Below are 26,076 nucleotides of genomic sequence, written 5' to 3' on the forward strand. Positions count from 1 at the left end.
ACACAGGGCCTAGCAGATTGCGCGAGACTGCGGCCGGCATGCACTGGCCGCGGCATTTCTCCACTGCCGTGGGACATGATGATGAGCAAGCATATTCCGGTACATGATGTAACCCCGCCTGCCAGCACAGGAAAGGATTCCGTTGACCTCTACGCCTCGCGCGAAAAAATCTACACCCGTGCCTTCACCGGCCTGTTCAGACGCCTGCGCATGGTGGGTGGTGCGGTCTTGTTCTTGCTGTACTTCGGTACCGTCTGGCTGAACTGGGGCGGGCATCAGGCGGTGTGGTGGAACCTGCCGGAACGCAAATTCTACATTTTCGGCGCAACCATCTGGCCCCAGGACTTCATCCTGCTGTCGGGCATTCTGATCGTGGCGGCCTTCGGCCTGTTCTTCATCACCGTGTTCGCAGGCCGGGTCTGGTGCGGCTATACCTGCCCGCAGAGCGTGTGGACGTGGATCTACATGTGGTGCGAGAAGGTCACCGAAGGTGATCGCAACCAGCGAATGAAGCTGGACAAAGCGCCCATGAGCGCCAACAAGTTCGCCCGCAAGTTCGCCAAGCACAGCCTGTGGCTGCTGATCGGCTTCGTCACCGGCATGACCTTCGTCGGCTATTTCGCCCCCATCCGCGAACTGGTGGTCGAGTTCTTCACGGGCCAGGCAGACGGCTGGGCTTACTTCTGGGTCGGTTTCTTCACCCTGGCCACCTATGGCAACGCCGGCTGGCTGCGTGAGCAGGTGTGCGTGTACATGTGCCCCTACGCGCGCTTCCAGAGCGTGATGTTCGACAAGGACACGCTGATCGTGTCCTACGACCCGCGCCGTGGCGAGACCCGCGGGCCGCGCAAAAAAGACGTGGACTACAAGGCTAAGGGCCTGGGCGATTGCGTCGACTGCACCCTGTGCGTGCAGGTATGCCCCACGGGCATCGACATCCGCGATGGCCTGCAGATCGAGTGCATCGGCTGCGCCGCGTGCATCGACGCCTGCGACAGCATCATGGACAAGATGCACTACCCCAAAGGGCTGATCAGCTATACCACCGAGCACAACCTGTCCGGACAGAAGACCCACCTGCTGCGCCCTCGCCTGATCGGCTATGCCGTGGTGCTGCTGGTCATGATCATCGCCCTGGCCAGCGCCTTTGCCACCCGTTCGCTGGTAGGCCTGGACGTGAGCAAGGACCGCGTCCTGTACCGGGAGAATGCGCAGGGGCGCATCGAAAACGTGTATAGCCTCAAGGTCATGAACAAGGACCAGCGCGACCACGTCTACGTGCTCGATGCCACCGGCCTGCCCGACTTGATGCTTGATGGCTTACGGGAAATCCGCGTGGCCGCTGGCGACATCGTCAGCCTGCCCGTGCAACTGTCGGTGGCCCCGGAAAAACTGCCCTCGACCACCAACGAAATCACCTTCATCCTCAAGAGCGCCGATGACAGCGACGCCCAGGTTGAAGCCAAGAGCCGTTTCATCGGCCCGCAGATTCGCTAAGAAGGATGAACACCATGCCTGCCACCGCCGCCAGCCCCTGGTACAAGCACCTCTGGCCCTGGATCATCATCGGCATCCTGACCACCTCGGTGTGCCTGAGCCTGACCATGGTCAGCATCGCCGTGCGCAACCCGGACAACCTGGTGAACGACAACTACTACGAGGCCGGCAAGGGCATCAACCGCTCCCTGGACAGGGAGCTGCTGGCCCAGCAACTGGCGCTCAAGGCCAGCGTTCACCTGGACGACCTGACCGGTGAAGTAGACGTGCGCCTGACCGGCAGCAGCGACCCGCAGAAGCTTGAGCTGAACCTCATCTCCCCCACCCAACCGGCCATGGACCGCCGGGTGCTGCTCAGCCGTGTCGAACAGGGGCGCTATGTCGGCCAGCTGGAAGACAAGGTCGATGGCCGCCGCTTCGTCGAGCTGCTGGGCAGCGAAGGCGATCAGGTGTGGCGCCTGTTCGAAGAAGAGAAGGTTGAGCATGGCGTGACCCTAGAGCTGGGTGACGAGGCGCTGCAAGGCGCTCAACACCTGTGATCGTGCTCGCGGTCGACCTGTGCAAGGCAATGATGCGATGACCCAACCCAGCCCCTGCTACCACTGCGCTCTGCCCGTCCCCGCCGGTCGCGCGTTCACCGCCGTGGTTCTCGGGCAGCCCCGGGCCTTCTGCTGCCCCGGCTGCCAGGCGGTGGCCGAGTCGATCGTGGCGGGGGGCCTTGAGCACTACTACCAGCACCGCAGCGACAACAGCGCCAACCCGCAAGCCCTGCCTCGGCAGTTGCAAGACGAGTTGGCGCTATACGACCGCAGCGATGTGCAGCAGCGATTCGTACGGCACGAGGGCGAGCTGGCCGAAGCCACGCTGTTGGTCGAAGGCGTCAGTTGCGCGGCCTGCGGCTGGCTGATCGACAAGCACCTGCGCAACCTGCCGGGGGTGGCCGAAGCGCGCCTGAACCTGTCCAATCATCGGCTGCTGCTGAGCTGGGACGATCGGCAATTGCCGCTGTCGCAGGTGCTGGCGGCGCTGCGCCGGATTGGCTACGCCGCCCACCCCTATCAGCCGGACCAGGCGGCCGAGCAATTGAGCCGGGAAAACCGCAGCGCGTTGCGCAGGCTGGGGGTGGCCGGGTTGCTGTGGTTCCAGGCGATGATGGCAACCATGGCCACGTGGCCGGAATTCAACATGGACCTGTCCGCCGAGCTGCACACCATCCTGCGCTGGGTGGCCTTGTTCCTCACCATTCCCATCGTTTTCTACAGCTGCGCGCCCTTTTTCAAGGGCGCGGCGCGTGATCTGCGCACCCGCCACCTGACCATGGACCTGTCCGTCTCGCTGGCCATTGCCCTGGCGTTCGGTGCCGGGATCTGGACAGCGGTGACCGGCAGCGGCGAGCTGTATTTCGACACGGTCGGCATGTTCGCCCTGTTTCTCCTGACCGGACGCTACCTGGAACGGCGCGCCCGCGAACGCACGGCCGCCGCGACGGCGCAGCTGGTCAACCTGTTGCCGGCATCCTGCCTGCGTGTCGACGCCCAGGGCCGCAGCGAGCGCATCCTGCTCAGTGAACTGCGCTGCGGGGACAGCGTGCAGGTGTTGCCAGGGTCGGTGATCCCGGCTGACGGGCGCATCGTGCAAGGGCGCTCGAGTGTCGATGAATCGCTGCTGACCGGCGAATACCTGCCTCAACCTCGCCAGGTGGGTGATCAGGTCACAGGTGGCACGCTGAACGTGGAAAGTGCCCTGCATGTGCAGGTGCAAGCCCTGGGCCAGGATTCGCGGTTGTCCGCCATCGTGCGCTTGCTGGAACGCGCCCAGACCGAAAAGCCGCGCCTGGCCCAGATCGCCGACCGCGCCTCCCAGGTGTTCCTGTTGTGTTCACTGCTGGCGGCCGTCGCGATTGGCGTGTGGTGGTGGCAAGTGGAGCCGCAGCGGGCGTTCTGGATCGTGCTGGCCATGCTGGTCGCGACCTGCCCCTGCGCGCTGTCGCTGGCCACCCCGACCGCGCTGACGGCGGCGACAGGCACGTTGCACAAGCTGGGCCTGCTGGTCACACGCGGTCATGTGCTGGAGGGCCTGAACCAGATCGACACGGTGATTTTCGACAAGACTGGCACGTTGACCGAGGGGCGCCTGACCTTGCGCAGCATCAGGCCGCTGGGCCGTGCGACGGCCGACACCTGCCTGGCCTGGGCCGCAGCCCTGGAACACCGCTCCGAGCATCCCATCGCACGGGCCTTCGGCCAAGTGGCCACGCCGGCCGATGCTGTGCTGGCCGTGCCCGGTCTGGGCCTTGAGGGCGAGGTTGAAGGCCAACGCCTGCGCATAGGCCAGGCGAGCTTCGTCTGCGCTTTGAGCGGCACACCGCCGCCGGCGATACCCGAGCCACGGGGGCAGTGGCTGCTGCTGGGCGACCGCCGCGGCCCGCTGGCCTGGTTCGGGCTGGACGATCGCCTGCGCGAAGACGCCCCTGCCCTGCTCGCCGCCTGCAAGGCCTTTGGCTGGCGTACGGTGCTGTTGTCCGGAGACAGCTCGCCGATGGTCGGCGAGGTGGCCGCGCAACTGGGCATCGACGAGGCCGCTGGCGGCCTCAGGCCCGATGACAAACTGGCGCGGCTCAAGGCCCTGCAACAGGCCGGGCACAAGGTGCTGATGCTGGGGGACGGGGTCAATGACGTGCCGGTGCTGGCAGCGGCAGACATCAGCATCGCCATGGGCAGTGCCACTGACCTGGCCAAGACCTGCGCCGACGCGGTGCTGCTTTCCAACCGGCTCCAGGCGCTGGTGCAGACGGTCTCGCTGGCGCGGCGCACTCGGCGCATCATCATCGAGAACCTGCTGTGGGCCAGCCTGTACAATGGCCTCATGCTGCCGTTCGCGGCCCTTGGCTGGATCACCCCGGTGTGGGCAGCGGTCGGCATGTCGGTCAGTTCACTGGTGGTGGTGCTCAATGCCCTACGCCTGACCCGTATGCCTGCTGCTGCGCCTGCCCTGGCCGCGTCAGCACCTACCCCTGCGAGGAACCTGCCATGCCCGCCCTCTATGTGATGATCCCCGCAGCGCTGCTGCTGGTCGGCGTGGCCGTCTACATCTTCTTCTGGGCGGTGGACAGCGGTCAGTACGACGACCTCGAAAGCCCCGCTCACAGCATCCTCTTCGACGATCAGGATCCCCGTCACCAGGCCGCCGTCACGCCCGACCAAACGCCTGATTCCCATCCCGAGCCCCCGACGCGTGGCTGACCTGCTGCCCTTGCTGGGCTCGGCGCTGGTTCTCGGCCTGCTCGGAGGGGGTCACTGCCTGGGCATGTGCGGCGGCCTGATGGGCGCCCTGACCCTGGCCATTCCCCCAGCCCAGCGCGGCCGTCGCCTGCGGCTGCTGGTGGCTTACAACGTCGGGCGTGTGCTCAGCTATACCGTCGCGGGCCTGATGCTCGGTGTGGCGGGCTGGGCGGTGGCCAACAGCCCTGCAGTGCTGGTTTTGCGCACCATGGCCGCCTTGCTGCTGATCGCCATGGGCCTGTACCTGGCCGGTTGGTGGAGCGGACTGACCCGCATCGAGGCCATGGGTCGCGGGCTGTGGCGGCACATCCAGCCGGTGGCGTCGCGCCTGCTTCCGGTTTCTAGCCTGCCTCGTGCATTGCTGCTGGGTGCCTTTTGGGGGTGGCTGCCGTGCGGGTTGGTGTACAGCACCTTGTTGTGGGCTGCGAGCCAGGGGAACGCCTTGCACAGCGCAGCCCTGATGGCGGCATTCGGGCTGGGGACCTGGCCCGTGCTGCTGGTCACAGGGTTGGCGGCCGGGCGGGTAAACAGGGTGTTGAGACGACGCAGCGTGCGGGTGGCCGGTGGCATGCTCGTGGTGCTATTCGGCCTGTGGACACTGCCCGGGCCTCATCAATACTGGCTGATGGGCCACTGAAGCGCCAGGTGGCGCAGCACATGGCTTATGGCCACTAACCAGCCGTGACGACCGCGCATCGCCTGAGCTAGACGCAGCGCCCTCAGGCCGTTTAGCGCTTGATACAAATCAACACAGATTCCTACAGACATCCCTAGACTCCGGAACATTGCTGCTCTTTCCGGGGACCGCCCTCATGCTCGACGACCTACGTTGGGACACCGACCTGATCCGCCGCTACGATCTGGCCGGCCCACGCTACACCTCCTACCCAACCGCCGTGCAACTGCACAGCGAAGTGGGCTCGTTCGACCTGCTGCACGCCCTGCGCGAAAGCCGGCGGGCCGTGCGCCCGTTGTCGCTGTACGTGCATGTGCCGTTCTGCGCCAACATCTGCTACTACTGCGCATGCAACAAGGTCATCACCAAGGACCGGGCACGCGCTGCCCCCTACCTGCAACGCCTGGAACAGGAAATCCAGCTGGTGGCTTGCCACATGGACAGCAGGCAACGTGTGGAGCAGCTGCACTTTGGCGGCGGCACCCCAACCTTCCTGAGCCACGTAGAGCTGCGTCAACTGATGGCCACGCTGCGCCAGCACTTCAGCCTGCTCGATGACGATTCCGGCGACTATGGCATCGAAATCGACCCGCGCGAGGCGGACTGGTCGACCATGGGCCTGCTGCGTGAGCTGGGCTTCAATCGCGTCAGCCTCGGCGTGCAGGACCTGGACCCGGCCGTGCAACGCGCCGTCAACCGCCTGCAGAGCCTGGAGCAGACGCGGACCTTGATCGAGGCGGCTCGCACCCTGCAGTTCCGCTCGGTGAACCTGGACCTGATCTACGGACTGCCGCGCCAGACGCCCGAAGGGTTCGCCCGCACCGTTGAGGAAGTGATCCGCCTGCAGCCCGATCGCCTGTCGGTCTTCAACTACGCCCACCTGCCTGAACGGTTCATGCCGCAACGGCGCATCGAAGCCGGGGAGCTGCCCAGTGCAGCGGCCAAGCTGGACATGCTGCACGCCACCATCGAGCAACTGACCGCTGCCGGCTACCGCTACATCGGCATGGACCACTTCGCCCTGCCCGATGACGAACTGGCCGTCGCCCAGGAGGAAGGCACGCTCCAGCGTAACTTCCAGGGCTACACCACCCATGGGCACTGCGACCTGATCGGCCTGGGCGTGTCGGCGATCAGCCAGATCGGCGATTTGTACTGCCAGAACAGCAGCGACCTGGCCACCTACCAGGACAGCCTGTCCAACGCCCAGCTCGCCACCCAGCGTGGCCTGCTGTGCACCCCCGACGACCGCCTGCGCCGGGCGGTCATCCAGCAGCTGATCTGCCACTTCGAGCTGGACTTCGAGCCGATCGAACAAGCATTCGCCGTCGATTTTCGTGGCTATTTCAACGACCTGTGGCCGGAGCTTCTGACCTTGCAGCGCGACGGCCTGATTCGCCTGGACGACAAGGGCATTCGGATCCTGCCGGCTGGGCGACTGCTGGCCCGCGCGGTGTGCATGGTCTTCGATGCCTACCTGGCCATGCACAATCGCCAACGGTTCTCCCGTGTGATCTGAGCGAGACATTTGGCCGCACTCACCACGCTCCGGCCATGTGGCTCTTGGCACACAGGCGATCGGGCAATGCGCTGGCGGGTCTGACAGGTCATCCTGCTGGTCGCGGCCACTGGCCTACACCCTATGTCGTGGGTTACCCTTACGACTTATGTGTGCTTTCCCACAAGGATCGAGTCAAATGTCCGAGCCAGTCAAACTGCGCCCACACAGCCAGGCCCATTGCAAGGATTGCAGCCTGGCCCCCCTGTGCCTGCCCCTTTCACTCAACCTGGAAGACATGGACGCACTGGACGAAATCGTCAAGCGAGGTCGCCCTCTCAAGAAAGGCGAGTTCCTGTTCCGCCAGGGGGATAATTTTGGCTCGGTCTATGCCGTACGCTCCGGCGCCCTGAAAACGTTCAGCCTGAGCGACAGCGGTGAAGAGCAGATCACCGGTTTCCACCTGCCCAGCGAGCTGGTGGGCCTGTCCGGCATGGACACCGAGGCGTACCCGGTGTCGGCCCAGGCCCAGGAAACCACATCCGTTTGCGAGATTCCGTTCGAGCGCCTGGATGAGCTGTCGGTGCAGTTGCCGCAGCTGCGTCGCCAGCTGATGCGCGTTATGAGCCGCGAAATTCGCGACGATCAGCAGATGATGCTGCTGCTGTCGAAGAAGACCGCCGATGAGCGCATCGCGACGTTCCTGGTCAACCTGTCGGCGCGCTTTCGCGCCCGTGGTTATTCGGCCAACCAGTTCCGCCTGAGCATGTCGCGCAACGAGATGGGCAACTACCTGGGTCTGGCGGTGGAAACCGTGTCGCGCGTGTTCACCCGCTTCCAGCACAATGGCCTGCTGCGCGCCGAAGGCAAGGAAGTGCATATCCTCGACCCGATCCAGCTTTGCGCGCTGGCCGGTGGGGCAATGGAGGCCTGAGGGCTGCATTAGCAGGTATACTGGGCCATTCGTTTTCCCAGGATACCTGCAACAATGCACAGCGACGCCTTCGACCTCAAAGCCCTGATCCGTCCGGTAGTGGACTTCCCCAAGCCGGGCGTGATCTTCCGCGACATCACCCCACTGTTCCAGTCGCCGCGCGGGCTGCGCTATGTAGCCGATCAGTTCATCGAGCGCTATGTCGAGGCCGAGTTCAGCCACATCGGCGCCATGGACGCGCGTGGTTTTCTGATCGGTTCGATCATCGCCCACCAGCTGAACAAACCCCTGATCCTGTTCCGCAAGCAAGGCAAGTTGCCCGCTGACGTGCTCAGCGAGGGGTACCAGACCGAGTACGGCGAAGCCTTCCTGGAAGTGCACGCCGACAGCCTGTGCGAGGGCGACTCGGTACTGATCTTCGACGACCTGATCGCCACCGGCGGTACGCTCCTGGCCGCCGCCAACCTGGTGCGCCGTACGGGTGCGCAGGTGTTCGAGGCGGCAGCCATCATCGACCTCCCCGAACTGGACGGCTCGCGCCGCTTGCAGGCGGCGGGCGTACCGACCTTCTGCCTGACCGAGTTTTCCCTCAGCGAGCGCTGAGGGGGGACGGATGGGCGGCGATGGGGTTCAGGATCAACTTCGCCGCTGGAACCCCTATGTCACGGCACTGCCAGTCGAACCCGATCGCTGCCTCAGAGCGAAATAGGACGACGCCCTGCAAAGGCATGGGCCAGCGTGCCGCCGTCCACCAGCTCCAGCTCGCCGCCCAAGGGCACGCCATGGGCGATACGCGAGGCGACCAGACCCTTTTCAGCCAGCAACTGGGCAATGTAGTGCGCCGTGGCTTCACCTTCCACCGTGGGGTTGGTGGCAAGAATGACTTCGGTGAAGGTGCCCTGCTCCTGGATGCGCGCCATCAACTGGGGAATGCCGATCGCCTCCGGGCCCAGTCCGTCGAGCGGCGACAGATGCCCCTTGAGCACGAAATAACGCCCGCGATAGCCAGCCTGCTCGACGGCATAGACATCCGTCGGGCCTTCGACCACGCACAGTTGCGTGTCGTCACGCCGTGGGTCGGCACACTGGGGGCAGAGGTCCTGTTCGGTCAGGGTGCGGCATTGACGGCAATGTCCTACCCCTTCCATGGCCTGGGTCAGCGCCTGGGCGAGCCGCAGCCCCCCGCTGCGGTCACGCTCCAGCAATTGCAGGGCCATGCGCTGTGCCGTTTTCTGGCCAACGCCGGGCAGAATGCGCAAGCCGTCGATCAGCTGGCGGATGAGAGGACTGAAGCTCATGGGAAACGCCTGACAAGTCATTAAGAGGCGGTTTATACCCACCATGGGGAGTGGCGTCAAATCGGCACGGCGGCCATAAAAAAACCGCCGCTGTTACCAGCGACGGTTCGTCGGCACGCAAATGCTCAGAACGGCATCTTGAAGCCTGGCGGCAGTTGCATGCCAGCGGTCATGCCGCCCATCTTTTCCTGGCTGCTCTGTTCGATCTTGCGCACGGCATCGTTCAGGGCTGCAGCGATCAGGTCTTCAAGCACTTCCTTGTCGTCTTCTTCGGTCGACATCAGGCTCTGGTCGATGCTCACGCGCTTGACGTCGTGGCGGCCGGTCATCACCACGCTGACCAGACCACCGCCGGACTGGCCGGTGACTTCTGCGTTGGCCAGCTCTTCCTGCATTTTCTGCATCTTTTCCTGCATCTGCTGGGCCTGCTTCATCAGGCCGGCCATGCCACCTTTCATCATGGGGAATACCTCGATTGGGTCATGTGATGCGGCCTGGCACTAGGCTGGCCGCATGGTTATCCGTTACTGGCCCTGACTGGCCAGGGCCTCTACAGGCTCAATAGTATCGTGCCGCACCTTGGCGCCAAACAGCTTGATCATCTGCTGGATCAGCGGGTCGTGCTCGATTGACGCCTCGGCTTCATGCTGGCGTTCAAGGCGCTTGCGGGCCGCGGCCTGGGCTGGCGTTTCCTGTTCGGGCCGAATCAGCTCGATGCGCAGGTTCAACGTACGCCCCAGGTGCTGGTTGAGCGCCTCGTTCAGGCGCCTTTGCTGGGTGGCGTTGAACAACGCGCCTTGCCCCGGGTCCAGGTGCAGGAGCCAGTCATCACCGTCGGCGGCGATCAACGTGCAGTTGGCCGCGATGTTGCCTGTCATACCAGAGACAGGCAACTGCGGGAACAATTCCAGCCACTGCAAGGCTAGCCCGGTCGCCGGCTTGGCAGCGGGCAGCGGCTCGGCGGCGGCCTGGGGTTGTTCCTGGACGTGCTCGGCCAGCTCATCGAGGTAGCTGAAGCCCACCGGATCGCTTTCGCCAGCATAGTAGTCTTCGTCGAGCGGCGGCTCATCGTCGCGGTCCATGCCCACCGACGCGTACGCACCTGGATCGAACGGGGGTACGTCATCGTGGGCTGGCGCCTGTTGGGCAGGCGCAGGTTTTGCAGCAACGGGTGCTGGGGCCGGCTGGGGCTCCGGCACGGCCGGTGCGGTAGGCTCTTCCCATGGCAGATCGACAACCGGCGCAATGGGCTCAGGCACCGAGATGGCGGAGATTTCCGCCTCGAGTTCGCGGTCACGCTCAGCTTCGGGTTCATGGTCGGCCGTTGCTGGTGCAGGCACCTCGATCACGGGCGCTGACGGCGCCGACGCAACCGGTTCGCTTACCGGTTGGGCAACCGCTGCCGGGGGCGCCACCGGCTCGACGGAATCAGCTGTGGCCTGGCTGATCCCCACTGGCTTTAGCACCGGCCTCGGGGCCCCGTCCGCATCGGCCGGGCGGAACGCCAGCATGCGCAGCAGTACCATTTCGAAGCCACCACGCGGGTCGGGCGCCAAGGGCAGGTCACGCCGCCCTATCAGGCCCATCTGGTAATAGAACTGTACGTCTTCGGCCGGCAAGGCAGCAGCCAGGGCCAGCACGCGCTCCCGGTCACCCTGGCCGTTGTCCACCGCCTCGGGCAAGGCCTGGGCGATGGCCACGCGGTGCAGCACGTTGAGCATTTCGGCCAGCACCCCGGCCCAGTCCGGGCCCTGCTCGGCCAGGTTGCGCACGGCTTCGAGCAGTGCGCGTGCATCCCCTTCGAGCAATGCCTGCAGCACCCCGTACACCTGGCCGTGGTCCAGGCTGCCGAGCATGGCGCGCACATCGGCAGCCAGCACCTTGCCTTCACCGAAGGCAATGGCCTGGTCGGTCAGGCTCATGGCATCGCGCATCGAGCCGTCGGCCGCACGGCCGAGCAACCACAGCGCATCGGCTTCGAACGGCACGTTCTCGGCCTCGAGCACGTGGCTCAGGTGCTCGACCACACGCTCCGGGCTCATGTTCTTCAAGGAGAACTGAAGGCAGCGCGAAAGAATGGTAGCCGGCAGTTTCTGCGGGTCGGTGGTGGCGAGGATGAACTTGACGTAGGGCGGTGGTTCTTCCAGCGTCTTGAGCAACGCGTTGAACGAATGGGTCGAGAGCATGTGCACTTCGTCGATCAGGTAGACCTTGAAGCGACCACGGCTCGGCGCGTACTGGACATTGTCCAGCAGCTCGCGGGTATCCTCGACCTTGGTACGGCTGGCGGCGTCGATCTCGATCAGGTCGACGAAACGCCCTTCATCGATTTCCCGGCAGACCGAGCAGGTACCGCAGGGCGTGGAGGTGATACCGGTTTCGCAGTTCAGGCATTTGGCGATGATGCGCGCGATGGTAGTCTTGCCTACGCCGCGCGTGCCGGTGAACAGGTAGGCATGGTGCAGGCGCTGGTTGTCCAGCGCGTTGATCAAGGCCTTGAGCACATGGGCCTGGCCGACCATTTCGCGAAACGAGCGCGGACGCCATTTACGTGCAAGAACCTGATAACTCATCGAAAAACCATCGTAGCCTGATCGAGCGGAAGAGCGCTAATGCTAGCGGAGCGGGGGCAAAATTGCACTGCCTGACTGGCCGGGCGCGACGATGGACAGCGGATCATGGAGGACCTGCGGTGCGGACCCTGCTGACTTTGCTTCTTTTCTGGTCGGCTCACAGCCTGGCTGAACAGCCGGTACTGCGTTTTTCGGTGGCCGAGAGCTGGAGCATGCCGCTGATTCGCATCGAGAACGGCCAGCCGGTCGAGGGCCTGTTGTTCGATGTGATGCAGGCGGCCGCCGAGCAAGCCGGTGTACGCGCCGAATATCATGTAATGGCTCGAATGCGCCTCGAGGAGGCGATGAACCAGGGTGATATCGATGTACGTTGCTATGTCAGCGATCAGTGGCTGATGGCGCGGCCGAAGGACTTCATCTGGAGCGTGCCGCTGATTCACCAGCGCGATGTGCTGGTAGGCCGCATAGGCGAAGGCGGCCCGATTTCGCCGCAACGGTTGTCACCCCAGCCCATCGGCACCGTCCTGGGCTACACCTACACCACGCTTGAACCCCTGCTGGCGGCACACCGCCTTTACCGGGAGGATAGCCGCAGCCAGGAGTTGGCCCTGCAGAAGCTGCAAGCGGGACGGTATCGGTATGCCGTCAGCAACCAACTGTCACTGCGGTGGTTCAATCACCAGCGCCATGCGCAACTGCAGCCACTGGCGGTGCTGGACGAACAGGACCTGGGCTGCCTGGTACGCAACGACCCTGACATCCCCGCCCAAGCGCTTCTGCGCGCATTGGTGCACCTCAAGCAGAGCGGGGAGATGGAGCGCTTGCTGCAACGCTACGGCAGCACCGAAGAGCCCCAACCCGCCGGGACGGGCACCTGACACCTACAGCGCCAAGGCCGTCACGTACATCCCGATACCGAATACCAGGTGGTTCACCAGGCTCTTGAACCGCGCGCGCCAGGGGCTGGGCGTGCGTGAAGCAAAAAAACCCATGCCCATGGCAGGCTGCATCAGGCACAGCGGCGCCAGTACCGTACCTGCGCCCACAGCCAATGCCGGCCACAGGGTCGGGGCGCTCAGCCAGGGAGTGCCCGCCGTGATGACCAGCAGCATCGCGAACGCCACGCCAATGACGTAGTGCAGCGTCCAGCCCAAGATCCGCTCATGCTTGATGGGCGGGGCCTGACGGATTGCCTGGTGGCGCCAGCGCCCTCGCAGTGCATGCCCCGCCCAGCGACCCACCAAGGCGTAATCGAGCGTGCTAACGCCCAGGCGCCGGGAGACCGCCGACCAGCCGTCCATGACCAGTGTGGCCCCGACGCCGATGCCTATTGCTGCAATCCACTGTTCGCTGATGACCATGACGCTCCCTCTGATTTGACGTTGTCGGATACGCCGGTCAGCATGCAAGTTGAAGTCAACTTCAAGTCAAGGGCTTGTACATGGACATTGCAGATGTGGCGAGACGCACGGGCGTGCCGTCTTCGACGCTGCGTTATTACCAGAAGAAGGGACTGCTCACGGCGCGTGGCGAGCCCGGCCAACGCCGGCAGTTTTCGGCTGACGTGGCGCAAAGGCTCGCATTGATAGCGCTGGGCCAGTCCGCCGGTTTTTCGCTGGACGAAATCAGCACCCTGCTGGTGGACATGAAGGTCGACCGGGCGCAGCTGCTGGCGAAGGCCGATGAGCTCGACAGCCGGATCAAGACGTTGCAGGCCATGAGCAAAGGCTTGCGCCACGCGGCTGAGTGCCCTGCCGACGATCATCTGGCTTGCCCGAGATTTCGTCGGTTGATGGCAGTGGCCTCAGCGAGGTCAGCACGCATGAAAGTATCGAGCCGCTCTGTGAAGGCCGGGTAGAAACGCGGTAGTGTGCGCAGCGCCATAGCCAATTGCCTCAGGGGCGTGACCGGGCTGCGCTTACAACAAAAACCGAAACGCCTTGGCGCATTGTGGCAAAGGCCGACAGATTTTCGTGTGCAGTCTGAGTGACCAAGCGCTTGGCCTTTTAGAATTCAAGGCCTGAAATGGAGGCGGCCCCGCCAGCCACACCCCGGCACTCGATGTTCCCGCTATGGCTGCTCCCTTCCGGGCCTGACCAGGTTAACGGGTAATCAATGCGGGAGGACCGACAGGGCCACCACTACATGTCTCGCTGAACAGCGAGTGGCGCCATTGTACCGGTCCTGAGCCCAGATACAACCTCTGCAGCAGAAAAAGTCATCATTTCTCAATGACTTGTCTGGCTAGCGCGCGCCACGCGGTCAAACACCTCGCCAGCCACCCCCGCACGCCAAGATGGCCAAGTGCCGACAATCACGCACCGGGCCAACACGGCTCCAGGGTTATCAGACCTCGATGCCCTGCTGGGCAAGAAACGCCACGAACGCCTCTTCATCGAGCACCTTCACGCCCAGCTCGCTGGCCTTGGCCAGCTTCGACCCGGCACCCGGCCCTGCCACCACGCAGTGGGTCTTGCCAGAAACGGACCCCGCCACTTTCGCCCCCAGGCCTTCGAGCTTTTCCTTGGCGATGTCGCGGCTCATGCGTTCCAGGGAGCCGGTCAGCACCCATGTTTGGCCCGCCAGAGGCAGCCCCTCGGCCACCTTCTTCTCGCTGCGCCAGTGCATGCCGAAGGCCAGCAGCTGCGCCTCGATGGCATGGGCAAGACGCTGGTTGGCTTCATCCCTGAAGAACGCGCGTACAGCCTCTGCCTGGCGCGTATTGAGCGCCTGGCGCAGGTCAATGCCGTCGGCGGCGATGATCTTGTCCAGGCCGTCCAGGCGCGCCACCAGCTTTTGCGCGCCGGTAGGCCCTACCGAGGGGATGTCGAGCTTGGCGAGCATGTCAGCCAGGGTGGTACTGGCGGCGAACTCCGCGGCCAGTTCGCCTTCGTCCTGCAACTGCATGCCGCTGTCCAGCAGCTGGCGGATGACCTTCTGGTTGTGTTCGTCTTCAAAGAAGTTGTGGATCTCATGGGCCACTTCCAGGCCAATGTCCGGCAGATAAGTGAGCACCTGCGGCAATGCCTGTTGCACGCGCGACAGGCTGCCCAGTGAGCGGGCCAGCACCTTGGCGGTTTCTTCACCGACATCGGGAATGCCCAGGGCATAGATGAAGCGGGCAAGGGTCGGCTGCTTGCTGGCGGCGATGGCATCGAGCAGCTTGCGGCTGGACACTTCGGCAAAACCTTCGAGGCCGACGATTTGGTCAAACGTGAGCGTGTAAAGGTCGGCGGGTGAGGCAATCAGGCCCTCGTCCACCAACTGCTCCACGCTTTTCTCACCCAGCCCGTCGATGTCCATGGCCCGGCGCGACACGTAGTGGATGATCGCCTGCTTGAGCTGCGCCCCACAGGCCAGGCGACCGACACAGCGGTACACGGCCCCCTCGCTGGTCACTTCCCTGCCCTTGCTGCGCTTGACCAGCTGGGTGCGCTCCACATGCGAGCCGCACACCGGGCACTGGCTGGGCACCCGCACTTCACGCGCCCCTTCCGGCCGACGCTCCAGCACCACCTGCATCACCTGCGGGATCACGTCGCCTGCGCGGCGGATGATGACCGTATCGCCAATGCGCAAGCCCAGGCGGGCGATCTCGTCCATGTTGTGCAAGGTGGCATTGGACACCGTCACACCGGCGACCTTGACCGGCTTCAGGCGGGCGACTGGGGTGACCGCGCCCGTACGCCCCACCTGGAACTCCACGTCCAGCACCTCGGTGAGCTCCTCCATCGCCGGGAATTTATGGGCGATGGCCCAGCGCGGCTCCCGGGCACGGAAACCCAGCTCCCGCTGTGCGGCCAGGCTGTTGACCTTGAACACCACGCCATCGATCTCGTAAGGCAGGCTGTTACGCCGCTCGCCGATGTCGCGGTAATAGTCCAGACATTGCTCGATGCCGGCCGCGTGCTTGAGCTCGCGACTGATCGGCAACCCCCATGTCTTGAGCTGCTCCAGCGTGGCGATATGGCTGTCGGCCACAGGTGCGGACACCTGGCCGACACCGTAGCAGCAGAATTCCAGCGGGCGACTGGCAGTGATCTTGGAGTCCAGCTGACGCAGGCTGCCTGCCGCGGCATTGCGCGGGTTGGCGAAGGTCTTGCCGCCGAGGTCGGCCTGGGACGCATTGAGCCGGTCGAAGCCGGCCTTGCTCATGAACACCTCGCCGCGCACTTCCAGCACCGCAGGCCAGCCTTGCCCGTGCAGCTTCAAGGGAATGTTGCGCACGGTACGCACGTTGGCGCTGATGTCTTCACCCGTGGTGCCGTCGCCTCGCGTGGCACCCTGCACCAGGTGACCGTCACGGTAGAGCAGGCTGACCGCCAGGCCATCGAGCTTGGGCTCGCAGCTGAAATCCACCGCGCCTGGCTGGTCCAGCCCTTCCGTCACACGGCGACCGAACTCACGCAGGTCAGCCTCTTCGAAGGCATTACCCAGGCTGAGCATGGGAATCTCATGACGAACCTGGCTGAATGCGGCAAGGGCCGCCCCACCTACCCGCTGGGTGGGCGAGTCGGGCGTGACCAGGTGGGGATGCTCGGCCTCCAGCGCCTTGAGTTCGTTGAACAGCCGGTCGTACTCGGCGTCGGGCACGCTGGGTTCGTCCAGCACATAGTAGCGGTAGTTGTGCTGGTCGAGTTCGGCACGCAGTTCGTGAATGCGGGTTTCAGCGGTCATTTTGAGCTTCTCTTGCAAAACGAAAGAGCAGCCTGGCAGCCTCTGGAGAGCCAGGTCTCGTCATCGCCTTGTGCCTTAGGCAGCGAGCCCGCTCCACAGGTTCGCCACAGCCTTCAAAGGCTGCGGTGAAACCGTGAAGCGGGCTCGCTTGCCGAAAGCCGAGTCGATGAGCAAGAGGCCTGAACCGACCAGCACGCCCCGAGGCTGCTCTTCGTCTGGATTTATCAGCGCTTCTGGGTCAGGGCACGGCGCTCGAATTCCACGATGCGCTGGCGGTAGTGTTCGATGGTCTGCGCCGTTAAAACGCTGCGCTGGTCATCCTTGAGTTCACCGTTGAGCTCATGGGCCAGCTTGCGCGCTGCCGCCACCATGACGTCGAAGGCCTGCTTCGGATGGCGCGGGCCGGGCAGGCCGAGGAAGAAGCTCACCGCACGCGTGCTGAAATGGTCGATGTCATCCAGGTCGAAGATGCCAGGCTTGACGGCATTGGCCATGGAGAACAGCACTTCGCCGTGACCGGCCATGCTCTCGTGACGGTGGAAGATGTCCATCTCGCCGAACCGCAGGCCACTTTCCAGAATGTTCTGCAGCAACGCCGGGCCCTTGAACCCACCCTCGTCACGGGAAATAACGCTGATCACCAGCACTTCCTCGGCCGGCGGCAGCTCCTTGACGCTGTTGTTGGCCGCTGCAGGGGATGGGCTACGCCCTTTGTCCGCCGCGAAGTCGTCCTCGTCGTCGATCACAATATCCGCTTCACGGGAGGGCGCGCTGAAGCCTGCGTCAACGCGCGGCGCTTCTGCAGCCGCCGGGCGTTTTGGCCACTTGCTGACCTTGGTAGGTTTGGGTTCGCGCTCACGGTCCCGGTCCGAGGCACTGAGCGACGGAAGATCACTTTCGTCCAGCTCAGGCTCCCTGTGGGTGTCGAGCACGCGGGGTGGGCCGAGCACTTCGGCACCACCGCCTTCATCGTCCGCCGCATTGGCATAACTGCGGTCCAGACGGAATTTCAACTTACCCTTGCCGCCGCGCATACGGCGCCAGCCATCGAAAAGAATGCCGGCAATGACAATGATGCCGATAAGGATCAGCCACTCGCGCAGACCGATTTCCATGTAATCCCGTGCCTCTAATAAATATGCTGAAAACAAAGGCTTCAAAGGCCTTTAACACGTGGCGCCAAGCCTATGTTCTGACAGGCGTTTTACCCACGCAGAAAACGAGTGACATAAAGCTAGCACGACCAAAGACAACTTTACACCGTCTGTCTCACATGACAGGGGCATTTCAATGAAGATTGTGCCGTTCGACCACAGGTTTCACGCATCGACCATCGCCATGGCCGCCTCCACATCCACGGCCACCAGGCGCGAACAGCCCGGCTCGTGCATGGTGACCCCCATCAGCTGGTCGGCCATTTCCATGGCGATCTTGTTGTGCGTGATGTAAATGAACTGCACGCTCTCACTCATTTCCTTTACCAGCCGGGCATACCGCCCAACGTTGGCATCGTCCAACGGTGCGTCGACTTCATCGAGCATGCAGAACGGTGCGGGGTTCAACTTGAAGATGGCAAACACCAACGCCAAGGCGGTCAGTGCTTTTTCGCCACCGGACAGCAGATGAATGGTGCTGTTCTTCTTGCCCGGTGGTCGCGCCATGATCGTCACCCCTGTATCGAGTAGATCTTCGCCCGTCAGTTCCAGATAAGCGCTGCCGCCACCGAAAACTTTTGGGAAAAGTGCCTGCAATCCGGCATTTATCTGATCAAAGGTATCTTTGAAGCGGTGGCGGGTTTCCTTGTCGATCTTGCGAATGACATTTTCAAGCGTGTCCAGCGCTTCGACCAGGTCAGCATCCTGGGCATCGAGGTAGCGCTTGCGCTCGGACTGCTGTTCGTACTCCTCGATGGCGGCCAGGTTGATCGCGCCCAGCCGCTGGATACGGGCATCGAGTTGCTCCAAGGCCTGCTCGGTGCCGGCCTCGGTAGCGTCGGGCTCGACCGTGGCGAGAACGCCCTGCAAGTCGTAACCGTCGGCGAGCAACTGCTCCTGCAATGTAGTACGCCGCACTTCCAGGCCCTGACACTCCAGGCGCAGTTGTTCGAGTTGACCACGCAGCAACTGAGCCTGCTGCTCGGCCTGGGTGCGGCGCTTTTCGGCATCGCGCAGTTCGCGGTCGGCCTCGTCCATTTGCAGGCGTGCCTGGCGCATTTCTTCGTCGACACCCATGCGCCGTTCCAGCAACTCTTCGAGCTTGAGCCGCAGCTCCTCCAACGGCGCCTCCCCTTCCTCCAGGTTCAGACTCAGCTGCTCCTGTCGCTCGCTCAGACGGGCCGCTTGCAGTTCCAGGCGTTCCAGGGCCTGACGCGTGGAGTCATGCTGGGCGCGCAGCGACCCCAGGCGCACGGCCAGCTGGTGGGCATGGTCCTTGTGCTGCCTGGCTTCCTGACGAATGCGGTCCAGGCCCTCACGCAGCCGGTCGCGCTGGGCCAGCAGCACTTCGCGCCGATCGGTGTCCTGGGCCATGAGTTCGAGGGCATCCTGCAACAGCAAACGGGCTTCGCCCAGTTGCTCATGCTCGAGGGCGCGCTGCTCGTCGAGCTCAGCCAGCTCTTCGTCCAAACGGCGGCGGCGCAGCGCGACCTGTTCGGCACGGGCACGGTTGGCTGACAAGCTGGCCTTGAGTTCGGCTTGCAGGCGGCTTTCTTCCTGGGCGCGACGGCGTACCTGCTCGCGCTGCGCTTCCAGGTGCTGCTGCTGTTCACGTAGGGTGTGCAGCTGCTGGTCAAGCTGCTGCAGGGCGATGTGCTGCTCACGCTGACTGTGCTCGAGCCGCTCGATCTCCTGACCGCGCGCCAGCACCCCGCCTTCACCGCTGCCACCGCGGCGCACACGAAGGCTGTGGCGGGCGACCCAGTAGCCATCGCGGCTGACCAGGCTCTGCCCTTCGCCCAACGCAGCACGCAAGGCCAAGGCCTCGGCCAGGTCTTCCACGGGCCTGACCTGGCCCAGCCATGGCGCGAGGTCGACGGGGCCTTGTACCTTGTCCAGCAGGCTGCCGGAAGGCACCGCCTGGCTGGCGCAAGCCGCGAGCAGCAGGCTCACATCGCCCTGCTGCAAGCCCGCCAGATCCAACGGTGCGAAGTCGTCCACCAGCACGGCTTGCAAGTCGGCGCCCAACACGGTTTCCACCGCAAGCTCCCACCCGGGCTCAACGCGCAACGCTTGTGCCAGGCGAGGGCAGTCTGCCAACCCCTGCCCCTGCAACCATTGGCCCACACCAGCACCTGGGTCCAGGGCTGCCTGCTGCAGGGCTTCCAGCGATGCCAGGCGCCCGCCCAGGCGTTGCACATCACCCTGGGCCTGTTGCTGAGCCAGCCCGGCCTCCTGCAGCGCCTGGCGCACCGTTTCCAGGCGCTCGATAACCTCCTCTTCCTCCAGCTGCAGTGCTTCGAGCGACAACTCGCTGCTGGCCAACTGCTCAACCTGCTCCAGCATGGCCGCGTCTTGCGGGTCTTCGCCCAACTGCACCTGTTCGTCGGTGAGTTTGCGCTGACGCTCGGCCAGGCGCTCCAAGCCGCTTTCCAACTGCTGCAAGCGCGCCTGCTGCACTTCGGCCTGACGACGCGGTTCAGCCGAGCGACTGTTGAAGGTGTCCCACTGCTCCTGCCAACCGTGCATGCCTGATTCGGCCTCTTCCAGCACGGCAGCGCTTTCTTCGGCAGCCGCCAGGGTCAGCGCCTGCTCGGGCTCGAGCATGGCCAGTTCTTCGCCCAACGTTGCCAGCAGCGTACGGTCATGCCCCAGGTGCGATTCGGTTTCCTGGCGCGTGCGTTCGGCTTCCTTGAAATCGTCCTGCAACTGGCGCAAACGTTGCTGGCCGTGCTGGATGCTTTGCTCGACCCGGGCGATGTCGCCGGCCACCGAGTAGAACCGGGCCTGCACCTGGTTGAAGCGCTCGGACAGCTCATGATGACCGTCACGCAGCCGCTCGATGCTGGCATCGGCATTGCGCTGCTCGGCCACCAGCGCCTCGAAGGACACATCCTGGTTACCGATCACCGACTGACGCTGACGAACCCGTTCGTCCAGCTCGCGCCAGCGCAACGCCGCCAGGCGCGCCTTGAGCTGGCGTTCCTGCGCCTTGTATTCACGGTATTTCTCGGCCGCCTGGGCCTGGCGGTGCAGGCGTTCGAGCTGGCGTTCCAGCTCCTCGCGCAGGTCGGTCAGGCGTGCCAGGTTCTCCTGGGTTCGGCGGATGCGGTTTTCAGTTTCGCGGCGACGTTCCTTGTACTTGGAGATACCCGCCGCTTCCTCGATGAAATTGCGCAGTTCCTCAGGCTTGGCTTCGATCAGCTTGGAGATCATGCCCTGTTCGATGATCGAGTAGCTGCGAGGCCCAAGGCCTGTGCCCAGGAAGATATCGGTGATGTCCCGACGCCTGCACTTGGTGCCGTTGAGGTAATAGCTGTTCTGACTGTCGCGGGTGACCTTGCGCCGAATCGAGATCTCGGCGTAGGCGGCATACTCGCCCACAAGGGTAGTCTCGCTGTTGTCGAACACCAGTTCGATGCTGGCCTGGCTGACCGGTTTGCGGCCGCTGGAGCCGTTGAAGATGACGTCGGTCATCGACTCGCCGCGCAGGTTCTTTGCCGAACTTTCGCCCATCACCCAGCGTACGGCGTCGATGATGTTGGACTTGCCACAGCCATTGGGGCCTACGACCGCCGCCATGTTGCTTGGGAAGTTGACGGTGGTGGGGTCGACGAAGGACTTGAACCCCGCCAGGCGGATGCATTTGAGGCGCATCAGTCAGGGCCGAGCCAGCGCCGCCAGTACCAGTTCGCAACTGCGCTGGCCATAGGCGGTAAGTACTTCACGAATGCGCGGCAAGTCGCGCAGCACCACCGCCTCGAGCAAGTGACCGAACAGGCCCAGGTAATCGACCATGTTCGCCTGGCGCTGGTCCAGGGACAGGTAATAGGCGCGGCTCATGGCGGGCTGCAGGTTCTCGACGGTTTCCTGCAGGAACGGGTTGTCGGCGAAGGGGTAGGCAGCACGCATCACCTCGAAGCTCTCGGCCACGAACGCCTCGATGTCGCGTGCGGCATGCGCCACATGAAGACGCTGCTGAATGTCCAGAAACGGGCGCAGTTCGTCTTCGCTGCGCCAGCGTTGTGCAACCGCGTTGCCCAGCAGGATGTAGAACTCGCTCATGAGCGTGCACAGGCTGCGCACGCTGCGCTCGTCCAGTTCGGTGACGTGGGCGCCCCGGCGCGGCAATATCGCCACCAGGTGGCGACGTTCAAGGATCAGCAGCGCTTCGCGCACCGAACCCCGGCTGACGTTGAGCGCCTGGGTCACCTTCTGTTCCTGGATACGCTCTGCAGGCGCCAGTTCGCCGCGGATGATGCGCTCGGCCAGGTAATCGGCAATCTGCTCGGCGAGGCTGTCCGGGGCCTTGAACGTCATGGTTTTCCTTCAAATCACTGAACGGGACACAAGGGGGCGGATTGTAGCCTACTTGCCCCCGGGAAGCGCAGCGGGCTATCGGGGTTTATTTGACCACCCGGACAGCTGCCGGGCCGGCGCGATCTATGCTTGGTGTAAGCATCATCAACCAGGGTGGGCCGGCCGCCGGACGATTTCCTGACCTTTGAGTCAGAAAAACATTGACCCGCGCGACAGGTGTTGCTTAGAGTCGGCCCAACAACAATAAAACCATTGCGAGGCCATCCCCGTGATCCAGTTTCTCGTCAACCAGGAGCTGCGCAGCGAGCACGTCCTGGACCCGAACATGACCGTGCTGCAATACCTGCGCGAGCAGTTGGGCAAACCCGGCACCAAAGAGGGCTGCGCCAGCGGTGACTGTGGTGCCTGCACCGTGGTGATCGGTGAACTGACCCAGGACGCCGCCGGCGACGATGCCTTGCGCTATCGCAGCCTCAACTCATGCCTGACGTTCGTGTCCAGCCTGCACGGCAAGCAACTGATCAGCGTCGAAGGCCTCAAGCACCAAGGCCAGCTGCACAGCGTGCAACAAGCCATGGCGGACTGCCATGGGTCGCAATGCGGTTTCTGTACGCCAGGCTTTGTGATGTCGCTGTTCGCCCTGCAAAAGAACAGTCAAGGTGCCGACGTGCACCAGGCCCAGGAAGCACTGGCCGGCAACCTGTGCCGCTGCACGGGTTACCGACCCATTCTTGACGCCGCCCAGCAGAGCTGCCGGCAACCCTGCCGCGACCAGTTCGATGCCCAGCAAGCGCAGACCATCGCCCGCCTCAAGGCCATTGCACCGTCGCAGACCGGCGAGCTGAACAGTGGCGACAAGCGTTGCCTGGTCCCGCTGACCGTCGCCGACCTGGCCGAGCTTTATAGTTCGCACCCCGAAGCCCGGTTGCTGGCAGGCGGTACCGACCTGGCGCTGGAAGTCACGCAAATGCACAAGACCCTGCCAGTGATGATCTACGTGGGGCATGTAGCCGAGCTCAAGCGGATCGAGCAGACCGCCACCCATCTTGAAATCGGTGCCGCTACCCCGCTCACTGACTGCTACCAGGCGTTGAACGCCCAATACCCGGACTTCGGGGCGCTGCTGCATCGCTTCGCTTCGCTGCAGATCCGCAACCAGGGCACCCTGGGCGGCAACATCGGCAACGCTTCGCCCATCGGCGACTCACCGCCCTTGTTGATCGCGCTGGACGCCCAGGTGGTCCTGCGCCAGGGCGAGCGCCAGCGCACGATGCCGCTGGAAGCCTATTTCATCGACTACCGCATCACCGCCCGGCAGGACAGCGAGTTCATCGAGAAGATCCTGGTACCCCTGGCCCGGCACGACTGGACGTTCCGCGCCTACAAGGTTTCCAAGCGCCTGGACGATGATATTTCGGCGGTGTGCGCAGCGTTCAACCTGAGCATCGAGCACGGGGTGGTCAGCGGCGCACGCATCGCCTTCGGCGGCATGGCGGCCATCCCCAAGCGCGCCCGTGCCTGCGAGGCGGCGTTGCTGGGCCAACCCTGGAACAAGGCCAGCGTGGAGCGCGCCTGCCAGGCCCTGGCCGAAGACTTCACCCCGCTCAGCGACTTCCGCGCCAGCCAGCAATACCGCCTGCTGACCGCGCAGAACCTGCTGCGCAAGTACTTTATCGAACTGCAAACGCCGCACATCGAAACCCGGGTGACCGCTTATGTCTAACCATCATGTGCCCAAAAGCCAGGCCGAAATGGCCGACCTGTTCCGCCAGGACCTGACCACCGGGGTCGGGCGCAGCGTCAAGCACGATAGCGCCGACAAGCACGTGTCCGGCGAAGCGTTGTACATCGACGACCGACTGGAATTCCCCAACCAGCTGCACGTCTACGCACGTACCGCAGACCGTGCCCATGCGCGCATCCTGCGCATCGACACCACGCCCTGCTACGCCTTCGAAGGGGTGCGCATCGCGATCACCCATCAGGACATTCCCGGGCTCAAGGACATCGGCCCGGTGGTGGCAGGCGATCCCTTGCTGGCCATCGACAAGGTCGAGTTCTTCGGTCAGCCGGTCCTGGCCGTGGCCGCACGTGACCTGGACACCGCACGCCGCGCCGCCATGGCCGCCGTCATCGAATACGAGGACCTCGAACCGGTGCTCGATGTGGTCGAGGCGCTGCGCAAGCGGCACTTCGTGCTCGACAGCCACACCCATCAGCGCGGCGACAGCGCTGCAGCCCTGGCCAGCGCCCCGCATCGCCTGCAAGGCACCCTGCACATCGGCGGCCAGGAACACTTCTACCTAGAGACCCAGATTTCCTCGGTGATGCCCACCGAAGACGGCGGCATGATCGTGTACTGCTCCACCCAGAACCCCACCGAGGTGCAGAAACTGGTGGCCGAAGTGCTCGATGTGCCCATGAACAAGGTGGTGCTGGACATGCGCCGCATGGGCGGCGGATTTGGCGGCAAGGAAACCCAGGCCGCGAGCCCGGCATGCCTGTGCGCCGTCATCGCCCGCCTGACCGGGCAACCGACGAAGATGCGCCTGCCGCGGGTCGAGGACATGACCATGACCGGCAAGCGACACCCCTTCTACGTCGAGTACGACGTGGGCTTCGACAACCAGGGTCGCCTGCACGGCATCAACCTGCAGCTGGCCGGCAACTGTGGCTACTCCCCGGACCTGTCCGGCTCGATCGTCGACCGCGCCATGTTCCACTCCGACAACGCCTACTACCTGGGCGATGCCACCGTCCACGGGCACCGCTGCAAGACCAACACCGCGTCGAATACGGCCTACCGGGGCTTTGGCGGACCGCAAGGCATGGTCGCCATCGAGCAGGTGATGGACCACATCGCCAGGCACCTTGGCCGCGACCCGTTGGCCGTGCGCAAGGCCAACTACTATGGCAAGGACGAGCGCAACGTCACCCATTATTACCAGACCGTCGAGCACAACATGCTCGAGGAGATGACCGCCGAGCTTGAAGCCAGCAGTGACTACGCCGAACGGCGGGCGGCCATCGGCCGCTTCAATGCCAGCAGCCCGATCCTGAAAAAAGGCCTGGCGCTGACTCCGGTCAAGTTCGGCATCTCGTTCACCGCCACCTTCCTCAACCAGGCAGGGGCGCTGATCCATATCTACACCGATGGCAGCATCCACCTGAACCACGGCGGCACTGAAATGGGCCAGGGCCTGAACACCAAGGTGGCGCAGGTGGTGGCCCAGGTCTTCCAGGTCGATATCGACCGGATCCAGATCACCGCCACCAACACCGACAAGGTACCCAACACCTCCCCTACCGCCGCTTCCAGTGGGGCTGACTTGAACGGCAAGGCCGCACAGCATGCAGCCGAGATTCTCAAGAAACGTTTGACCGAATTCGCTGCCAGGCACTACCAGGTCACCGAGGAAGACGTGGAGTTCCGTAATGGCCACGTGCGTGTGCGCGACCAGATCGTCAGCTTCGAGCAGTTGGTGCAGCAGGCTTATTTCGGTCAGGTGTCGCTGTCGAGCACCGGGTTCTACCGCACGCCAAAGATCTTCTATGACCGCAGCCAGGCACGGGGGCGCCCCTTCTACTACTACGCCTTTGGCGCGGCCTGCGTGGAAGTGATCGTCGACACCCTGACCGGCGAATACAAGATGTTGCGCGCCGACATCCTGCACGATGTGGGCGACTCGCTGAACCCGGCCATCGACATCGGACAGGTCGAGGGAGGGTTCATTCAAGGCATGGGCTGGCTCACCACCGAGGAGCTGGTGTGGAACGCCAAGGGCAAACTCGTGACCAACGGCCCGGCCAGCTACAAGATTCCAGCGGTGGCCGACATGCCGCTGGACATGCGGGTCAAGCTGGTGGAGAACCGCAAGAACCCGGAGGACACGGTGTTCCATTCCAAGGCCGTGGGCGAGCCGCCGTTCATGCTCGGGATCGCCGCCTGGTGCGCGATCAAGGATGCGGTGGCCAGCCTTGCCGACTACCGCGTGCAACCGAACATAGATGCCCCTGCCACGCCGGAGCGGGTGTTGTGGGGCTGTGAGCAGATGCGCAAGGCGGCCACCCTGCAACCTGCGGTGCAGGAACTGGACGCAGTGAACAATTGAAGGTGCGTTGCCTGTTCGGGCCCATTGCCGGCAAGTCGGCGAGAAGGCCCGAACAG

20 protein-coding genes and 1 other RNA gene are annotated in these 26,076 nt (G+C 64.0%); 12 read left to right on the top strand and 9 right to left on the bottom strand.

The window, feature by feature from the left end:
* The first annotated feature begins 81 nt into the window (after positions 1-81).
* The 8 genes from ccoG to ACF8E5_RS00725 all read left to right on the top strand — a co-directional run bounded on the left by ccoG (position 82) and on the right by ACF8E5_RS00725 (position 8,489).
* The gene (gene ccoG, locus ACF8E5_RS00690; RefSeq protein ID WP_058638576.1) at positions 82-1,497 is read left to right on the top strand and encodes a cytochrome c oxidase accessory protein CcoG; all 1,416 of its coding nucleotides are present in this window, start codon (positions 82-84) and stop codon (positions 1,495-1,497) included.
* A gap of 14 nt (positions 1,498-1,511) precedes the next feature.
* A complete protein-coding gene (locus tag ACF8E5_RS00695; protein WP_058604812.1) occupies positions 1,512-2,036 on the top strand; it encodes a FixH family protein in 525 nt (174 codons plus the stop codon).
* Between the two features lie 37 nt (positions 2,037-2,073).
* Positions 2,074-4,545: a heavy metal translocating P-type ATPase gene (locus ACF8E5_RS00700; protein ID WP_196186265.1), complete on the top strand. Its 2,472-nt coding sequence runs from the start codon at positions 2,074-2,076 to the stop codon at positions 4,543-4,545.
* On the top strand, positions 4,527-4,739 hold the full coding sequence (gene ccoS / locus ACF8E5_RS00705; RefSeq protein ID WP_058604810.1) for a cbb3-type cytochrome oxidase assembly protein CcoS: 213 nt from the start codon (positions 4,527-4,529) through the stop codon (positions 4,737-4,739). The genes ACF8E5_RS00700 and ccoS overlap by 19 nt, the downstream gene beginning before the upstream one ends.
* Positions 4,732-5,415 (top strand): sulfite exporter TauE/SafE family protein, encoded by a 684-nt coding sequence (locus ACF8E5_RS00710; RefSeq protein WP_392474755.1) that lies wholly within the window; start codon positions 4,732-4,734, stop codon positions 5,413-5,415. The genes ccoS and ACF8E5_RS00710 overlap by 8 nt, the downstream gene beginning before the upstream one ends.
* A gap of 175 nt (positions 5,416-5,590) precedes the next feature.
* Complete coding sequence (hemN, locus tag ACF8E5_RS00715; protein WP_058604808.1) at positions 5,591-6,973, top strand: oxygen-independent coproporphyrinogen III oxidase; 1,383 nt, start codon at positions 5,591-5,593, stop codon at positions 6,971-6,973.
* A gap of 178 nt (positions 6,974-7,151) precedes the next feature.
* Entirely contained in the window at positions 7,152-7,886 is a 735-nt protein-coding gene (gene fnrA, locus ACF8E5_RS00720) for a Crp/Fnr family transcriptional regulator FnrA (protein ID WP_058604807.1), read from the top strand.
* Between the two features lie 54 nt (positions 7,887-7,940).
* The gene (locus ACF8E5_RS00725; protein WP_023535921.1) at positions 7,941-8,489 is read left to right on the top strand and encodes an adenine phosphoribosyltransferase; all 549 of its coding nucleotides are present in this window, start codon (positions 7,941-7,943) and stop codon (positions 8,487-8,489) included.
* Between the two features lie 92 nt (positions 8,490-8,581).
* On the opposite strand, the gene recR is transcribed toward ACF8E5_RS00725, so the two are convergent.
* From recR to dnaX, 3 genes are all read right to left on the bottom strand, one after another.
* Positions 8,582-9,184, bottom strand: a complete 603-nt coding sequence (gene recR / locus ACF8E5_RS00730; RefSeq protein ID WP_023535938.1) for a recombination mediator RecR — start codon at positions 9,182-9,184, stop codon at positions 8,582-8,584.
* 125 nt (positions 9,185-9,309) lie between these two features.
* A complete protein-coding gene (locus tag ACF8E5_RS00735) occupies positions 9,310-9,645 on the bottom strand; it encodes a YbaB/EbfC family nucleoid-associated protein (RefSeq protein WP_023535908.1) in 336 nt (111 codons plus the stop codon).
* A gap of 63 nt (positions 9,646-9,708) precedes the next feature.
* Positions 9,709-11,757 (bottom strand): DNA polymerase III subunit gamma/tau, encoded by a 2,049-nt coding sequence (gene dnaX, locus ACF8E5_RS00740; protein ID WP_392474757.1) that lies wholly within the window; start codon positions 11,755-11,757, stop codon positions 9,709-9,711.
* Positions 11,758-11,876: 119 nt separating this feature from the next.
* On the opposite strand from dnaX, the gene ACF8E5_RS00745 reads away from it, so the two are divergent.
* Entirely contained in the window at positions 11,877-12,635 is a 759-nt protein-coding gene (locus tag ACF8E5_RS00745; protein WP_392474758.1) for a substrate-binding periplasmic protein, read from the top strand.
* A gap of 3 nt (positions 12,636-12,638) precedes the next feature.
* Here ACF8E5_RS00745 and ACF8E5_RS00750 read toward each other — a convergent pair whose 3' ends face one another.
* Positions 12,639-13,118, bottom strand: a complete 480-nt coding sequence (locus ACF8E5_RS00750) for a DUF2938 domain-containing protein (protein ID WP_392474759.1) — start codon at positions 13,116-13,118, stop codon at positions 12,639-12,641.
* An 80-nt stretch (positions 13,119-13,198) separates the two neighbouring features.
* Here ACF8E5_RS00750 and ACF8E5_RS00755 point away from each other — a divergent pair, with 80 nt between their 5' ends.
* Positions 13,199-13,615, top strand: a complete 417-nt coding sequence (locus ACF8E5_RS00755) for a helix-turn-helix domain-containing protein (protein ID WP_058638560.1) — start codon at positions 13,199-13,201, stop codon at positions 13,613-13,615.
* Between the two features lie 177 nt (positions 13,616-13,792).
* Here the strand turns inward: ACF8E5_RS00755 and ffs are convergent.
* The 5 genes from ffs to ACF8E5_RS00780 all read right to left on the bottom strand — a co-directional run bounded on the left by ffs (position 13,793) and on the right by ACF8E5_RS00780 (position 21,908).
* Positions 13,793-13,889: signal recognition particle sRNA small type (ffs, locus tag ACF8E5_RS00760), an RNA gene on the bottom strand.
* Positions 13,890-14,103: 214 nt separating this feature from the next.
* Entirely contained in the window at positions 14,104-16,434 is a 2,331-nt protein-coding gene (gene ligA, locus ACF8E5_RS00765) for an NAD-dependent DNA ligase LigA (RefSeq protein WP_197844530.1), read from the bottom strand.
* 224 nt (positions 16,435-16,658) lie between these two features.
* Entirely contained in the window at positions 16,659-17,549 is an 891-nt protein-coding gene (zipA, locus tag ACF8E5_RS00770) for a cell division protein ZipA (RefSeq protein WP_182140671.1), read from the bottom strand.
* Positions 17,550-17,753: 204 nt separating this feature from the next.
* Positions 17,754-21,245 carry a chromosome segregation protein SMC gene (gene smc / locus ACF8E5_RS00775; protein ID WP_392474760.1) on the bottom strand — a complete coding sequence of 1,164 codons (3,492 nt, stop codon included), beginning with the start codon at positions 21,243-21,245 and terminating at the stop codon, positions 17,754-17,756.
* 3 nt (positions 21,246-21,248) lie between these two features.
* The gene (locus ACF8E5_RS00780) at positions 21,249-21,908 is read right to left on the bottom strand and encodes a GntR family transcriptional regulator (protein WP_167338465.1); all 660 of its coding nucleotides are present in this window, start codon (positions 21,906-21,908) and stop codon (positions 21,249-21,251) included.
* Between the two features lie 268 nt (positions 21,909-22,176).
* On the opposite strand from ACF8E5_RS00780, the gene xdhA reads away from it, so the two are divergent.
* Positions 22,177-23,631 carry a xanthine dehydrogenase small subunit gene (xdhA, locus tag ACF8E5_RS00785; RefSeq protein WP_392474761.1) on the top strand — a complete coding sequence of 485 codons (1,455 nt, stop codon included), beginning with the start codon at positions 22,177-22,179 and terminating at the stop codon, positions 23,629-23,631.
* The gene (gene xdhB, locus ACF8E5_RS00790; RefSeq protein ID WP_392474762.1) at positions 23,624-26,020 is read left to right on the top strand and encodes a xanthine dehydrogenase molybdopterin binding subunit; all 2,397 of its coding nucleotides are present in this window, start codon (positions 23,624-23,626) and stop codon (positions 26,018-26,020) included. The genes xdhA and xdhB overlap by 8 nt, the downstream gene beginning before the upstream one ends.
* Positions 26,021-26,076: the final 56 nt, after the last annotated feature.

This window comes from Pseudomonas sp. WSY_20, from assembly GCF_043104335.1.
Lineage (GTDB): Bacteria > Pseudomonadota > Gammaproteobacteria > Pseudomonadales > Pseudomonadaceae > Aquipseudomonas > Aquipseudomonas parafulva_B.

Excerpts from the sequence above, each read along its gene's own strand:
- ccoG (WP_058638576.1), top strand. The coding sequence starts at position 82 with ATGAGCAAGCATATTCCGGTACATGATGTAACCCCGCCTGCCAGCACA.
- xdhB (WP_392474762.1), top strand. The coding sequence starts at position 23,624 with ATGTCTAACCATCATGTGCCCAAAAGCCAGGCCGAAATGGCCGACCTG.
- ACF8E5_RS00750 (WP_392474759.1), bottom strand. The coding sequence starts at position 13,118 with ATGGTCATCAGCGAACAGTGGATTGCAGCAATAGGCATCGGCGTCGGG.
- zipA (WP_182140671.1), bottom strand. The coding sequence starts at position 17,549 with ATGGAAATCGGTCTGCGCGAGTGGCTGATCCTTATCGGCATCATTGTC.
- ACF8E5_RS00700 (WP_196186265.1), top strand. The coding sequence starts at position 2,074 with ATGACCCAACCCAGCCCCTGCTACCACTGCGCTCTGCCCGTCCCCGCC.
- hemN (WP_058604808.1), top strand. The coding sequence starts at position 5,591 with ATGCTCGACGACCTACGTTGGGACACCGACCTGATCCGCCGCTACGAT.
- recR (WP_023535938.1), bottom strand. The coding sequence starts at position 9,184 with ATGAGCTTCAGTCCTCTCATCCGCCAGCTGATCGACGGCTTGCGCATT.
- ACF8E5_RS00725 (WP_023535921.1), top strand. The coding sequence starts at position 7,941 with ATGCACAGCGACGCCTTCGACCTCAAAGCCCTGATCCGTCCGGTAGTG.
- ligA (WP_197844530.1), bottom strand. The coding sequence starts at position 16,434 with ATGACCGCTGAAACCCGCATTCACGAACTGCGTGCCGAACTCGACCAG.
- smc (WP_392474760.1), bottom strand. The coding sequence starts at position 21,245 with ATGCGCCTCAAATGCATCCGCCTGGCGGGGTTCAAGTCCTTCGTCGAC.
- ACF8E5_RS00780 (WP_167338465.1), bottom strand. The coding sequence starts at position 21,908 with ATGACGTTCAAGGCCCCGGACAGCCTCGCCGAGCAGATTGCCGATTAC.
- dnaX (WP_392474757.1), bottom strand. The coding sequence starts at position 11,757 with ATGAGTTATCAGGTTCTTGCACGTAAATGGCGTCCGCGCTCGTTTCGC.
- fnrA (WP_058604807.1), top strand. The coding sequence starts at position 7,152 with ATGTCCGAGCCAGTCAAACTGCGCCCACACAGCCAGGCCCATTGCAAG.
- ACF8E5_RS00755 (WP_058638560.1), top strand. The coding sequence starts at position 13,199 with ATGGACATTGCAGATGTGGCGAGACGCACGGGCGTGCCGTCTTCGACG.
- ccoS (WP_058604810.1), top strand. The coding sequence starts at position 4,527 with ATGCCCGCCCTCTATGTGATGATCCCCGCAGCGCTGCTGCTGGTCGGC.
- ACF8E5_RS00735 (WP_023535908.1), bottom strand. The coding sequence starts at position 9,645 with ATGATGAAAGGTGGCATGGCCGGCCTGATGAAGCAGGCCCAGCAGATG.
- ACF8E5_RS00695 (WP_058604812.1), top strand. The coding sequence starts at position 1,512 with ATGCCTGCCACCGCCGCCAGCCCCTGGTACAAGCACCTCTGGCCCTGG.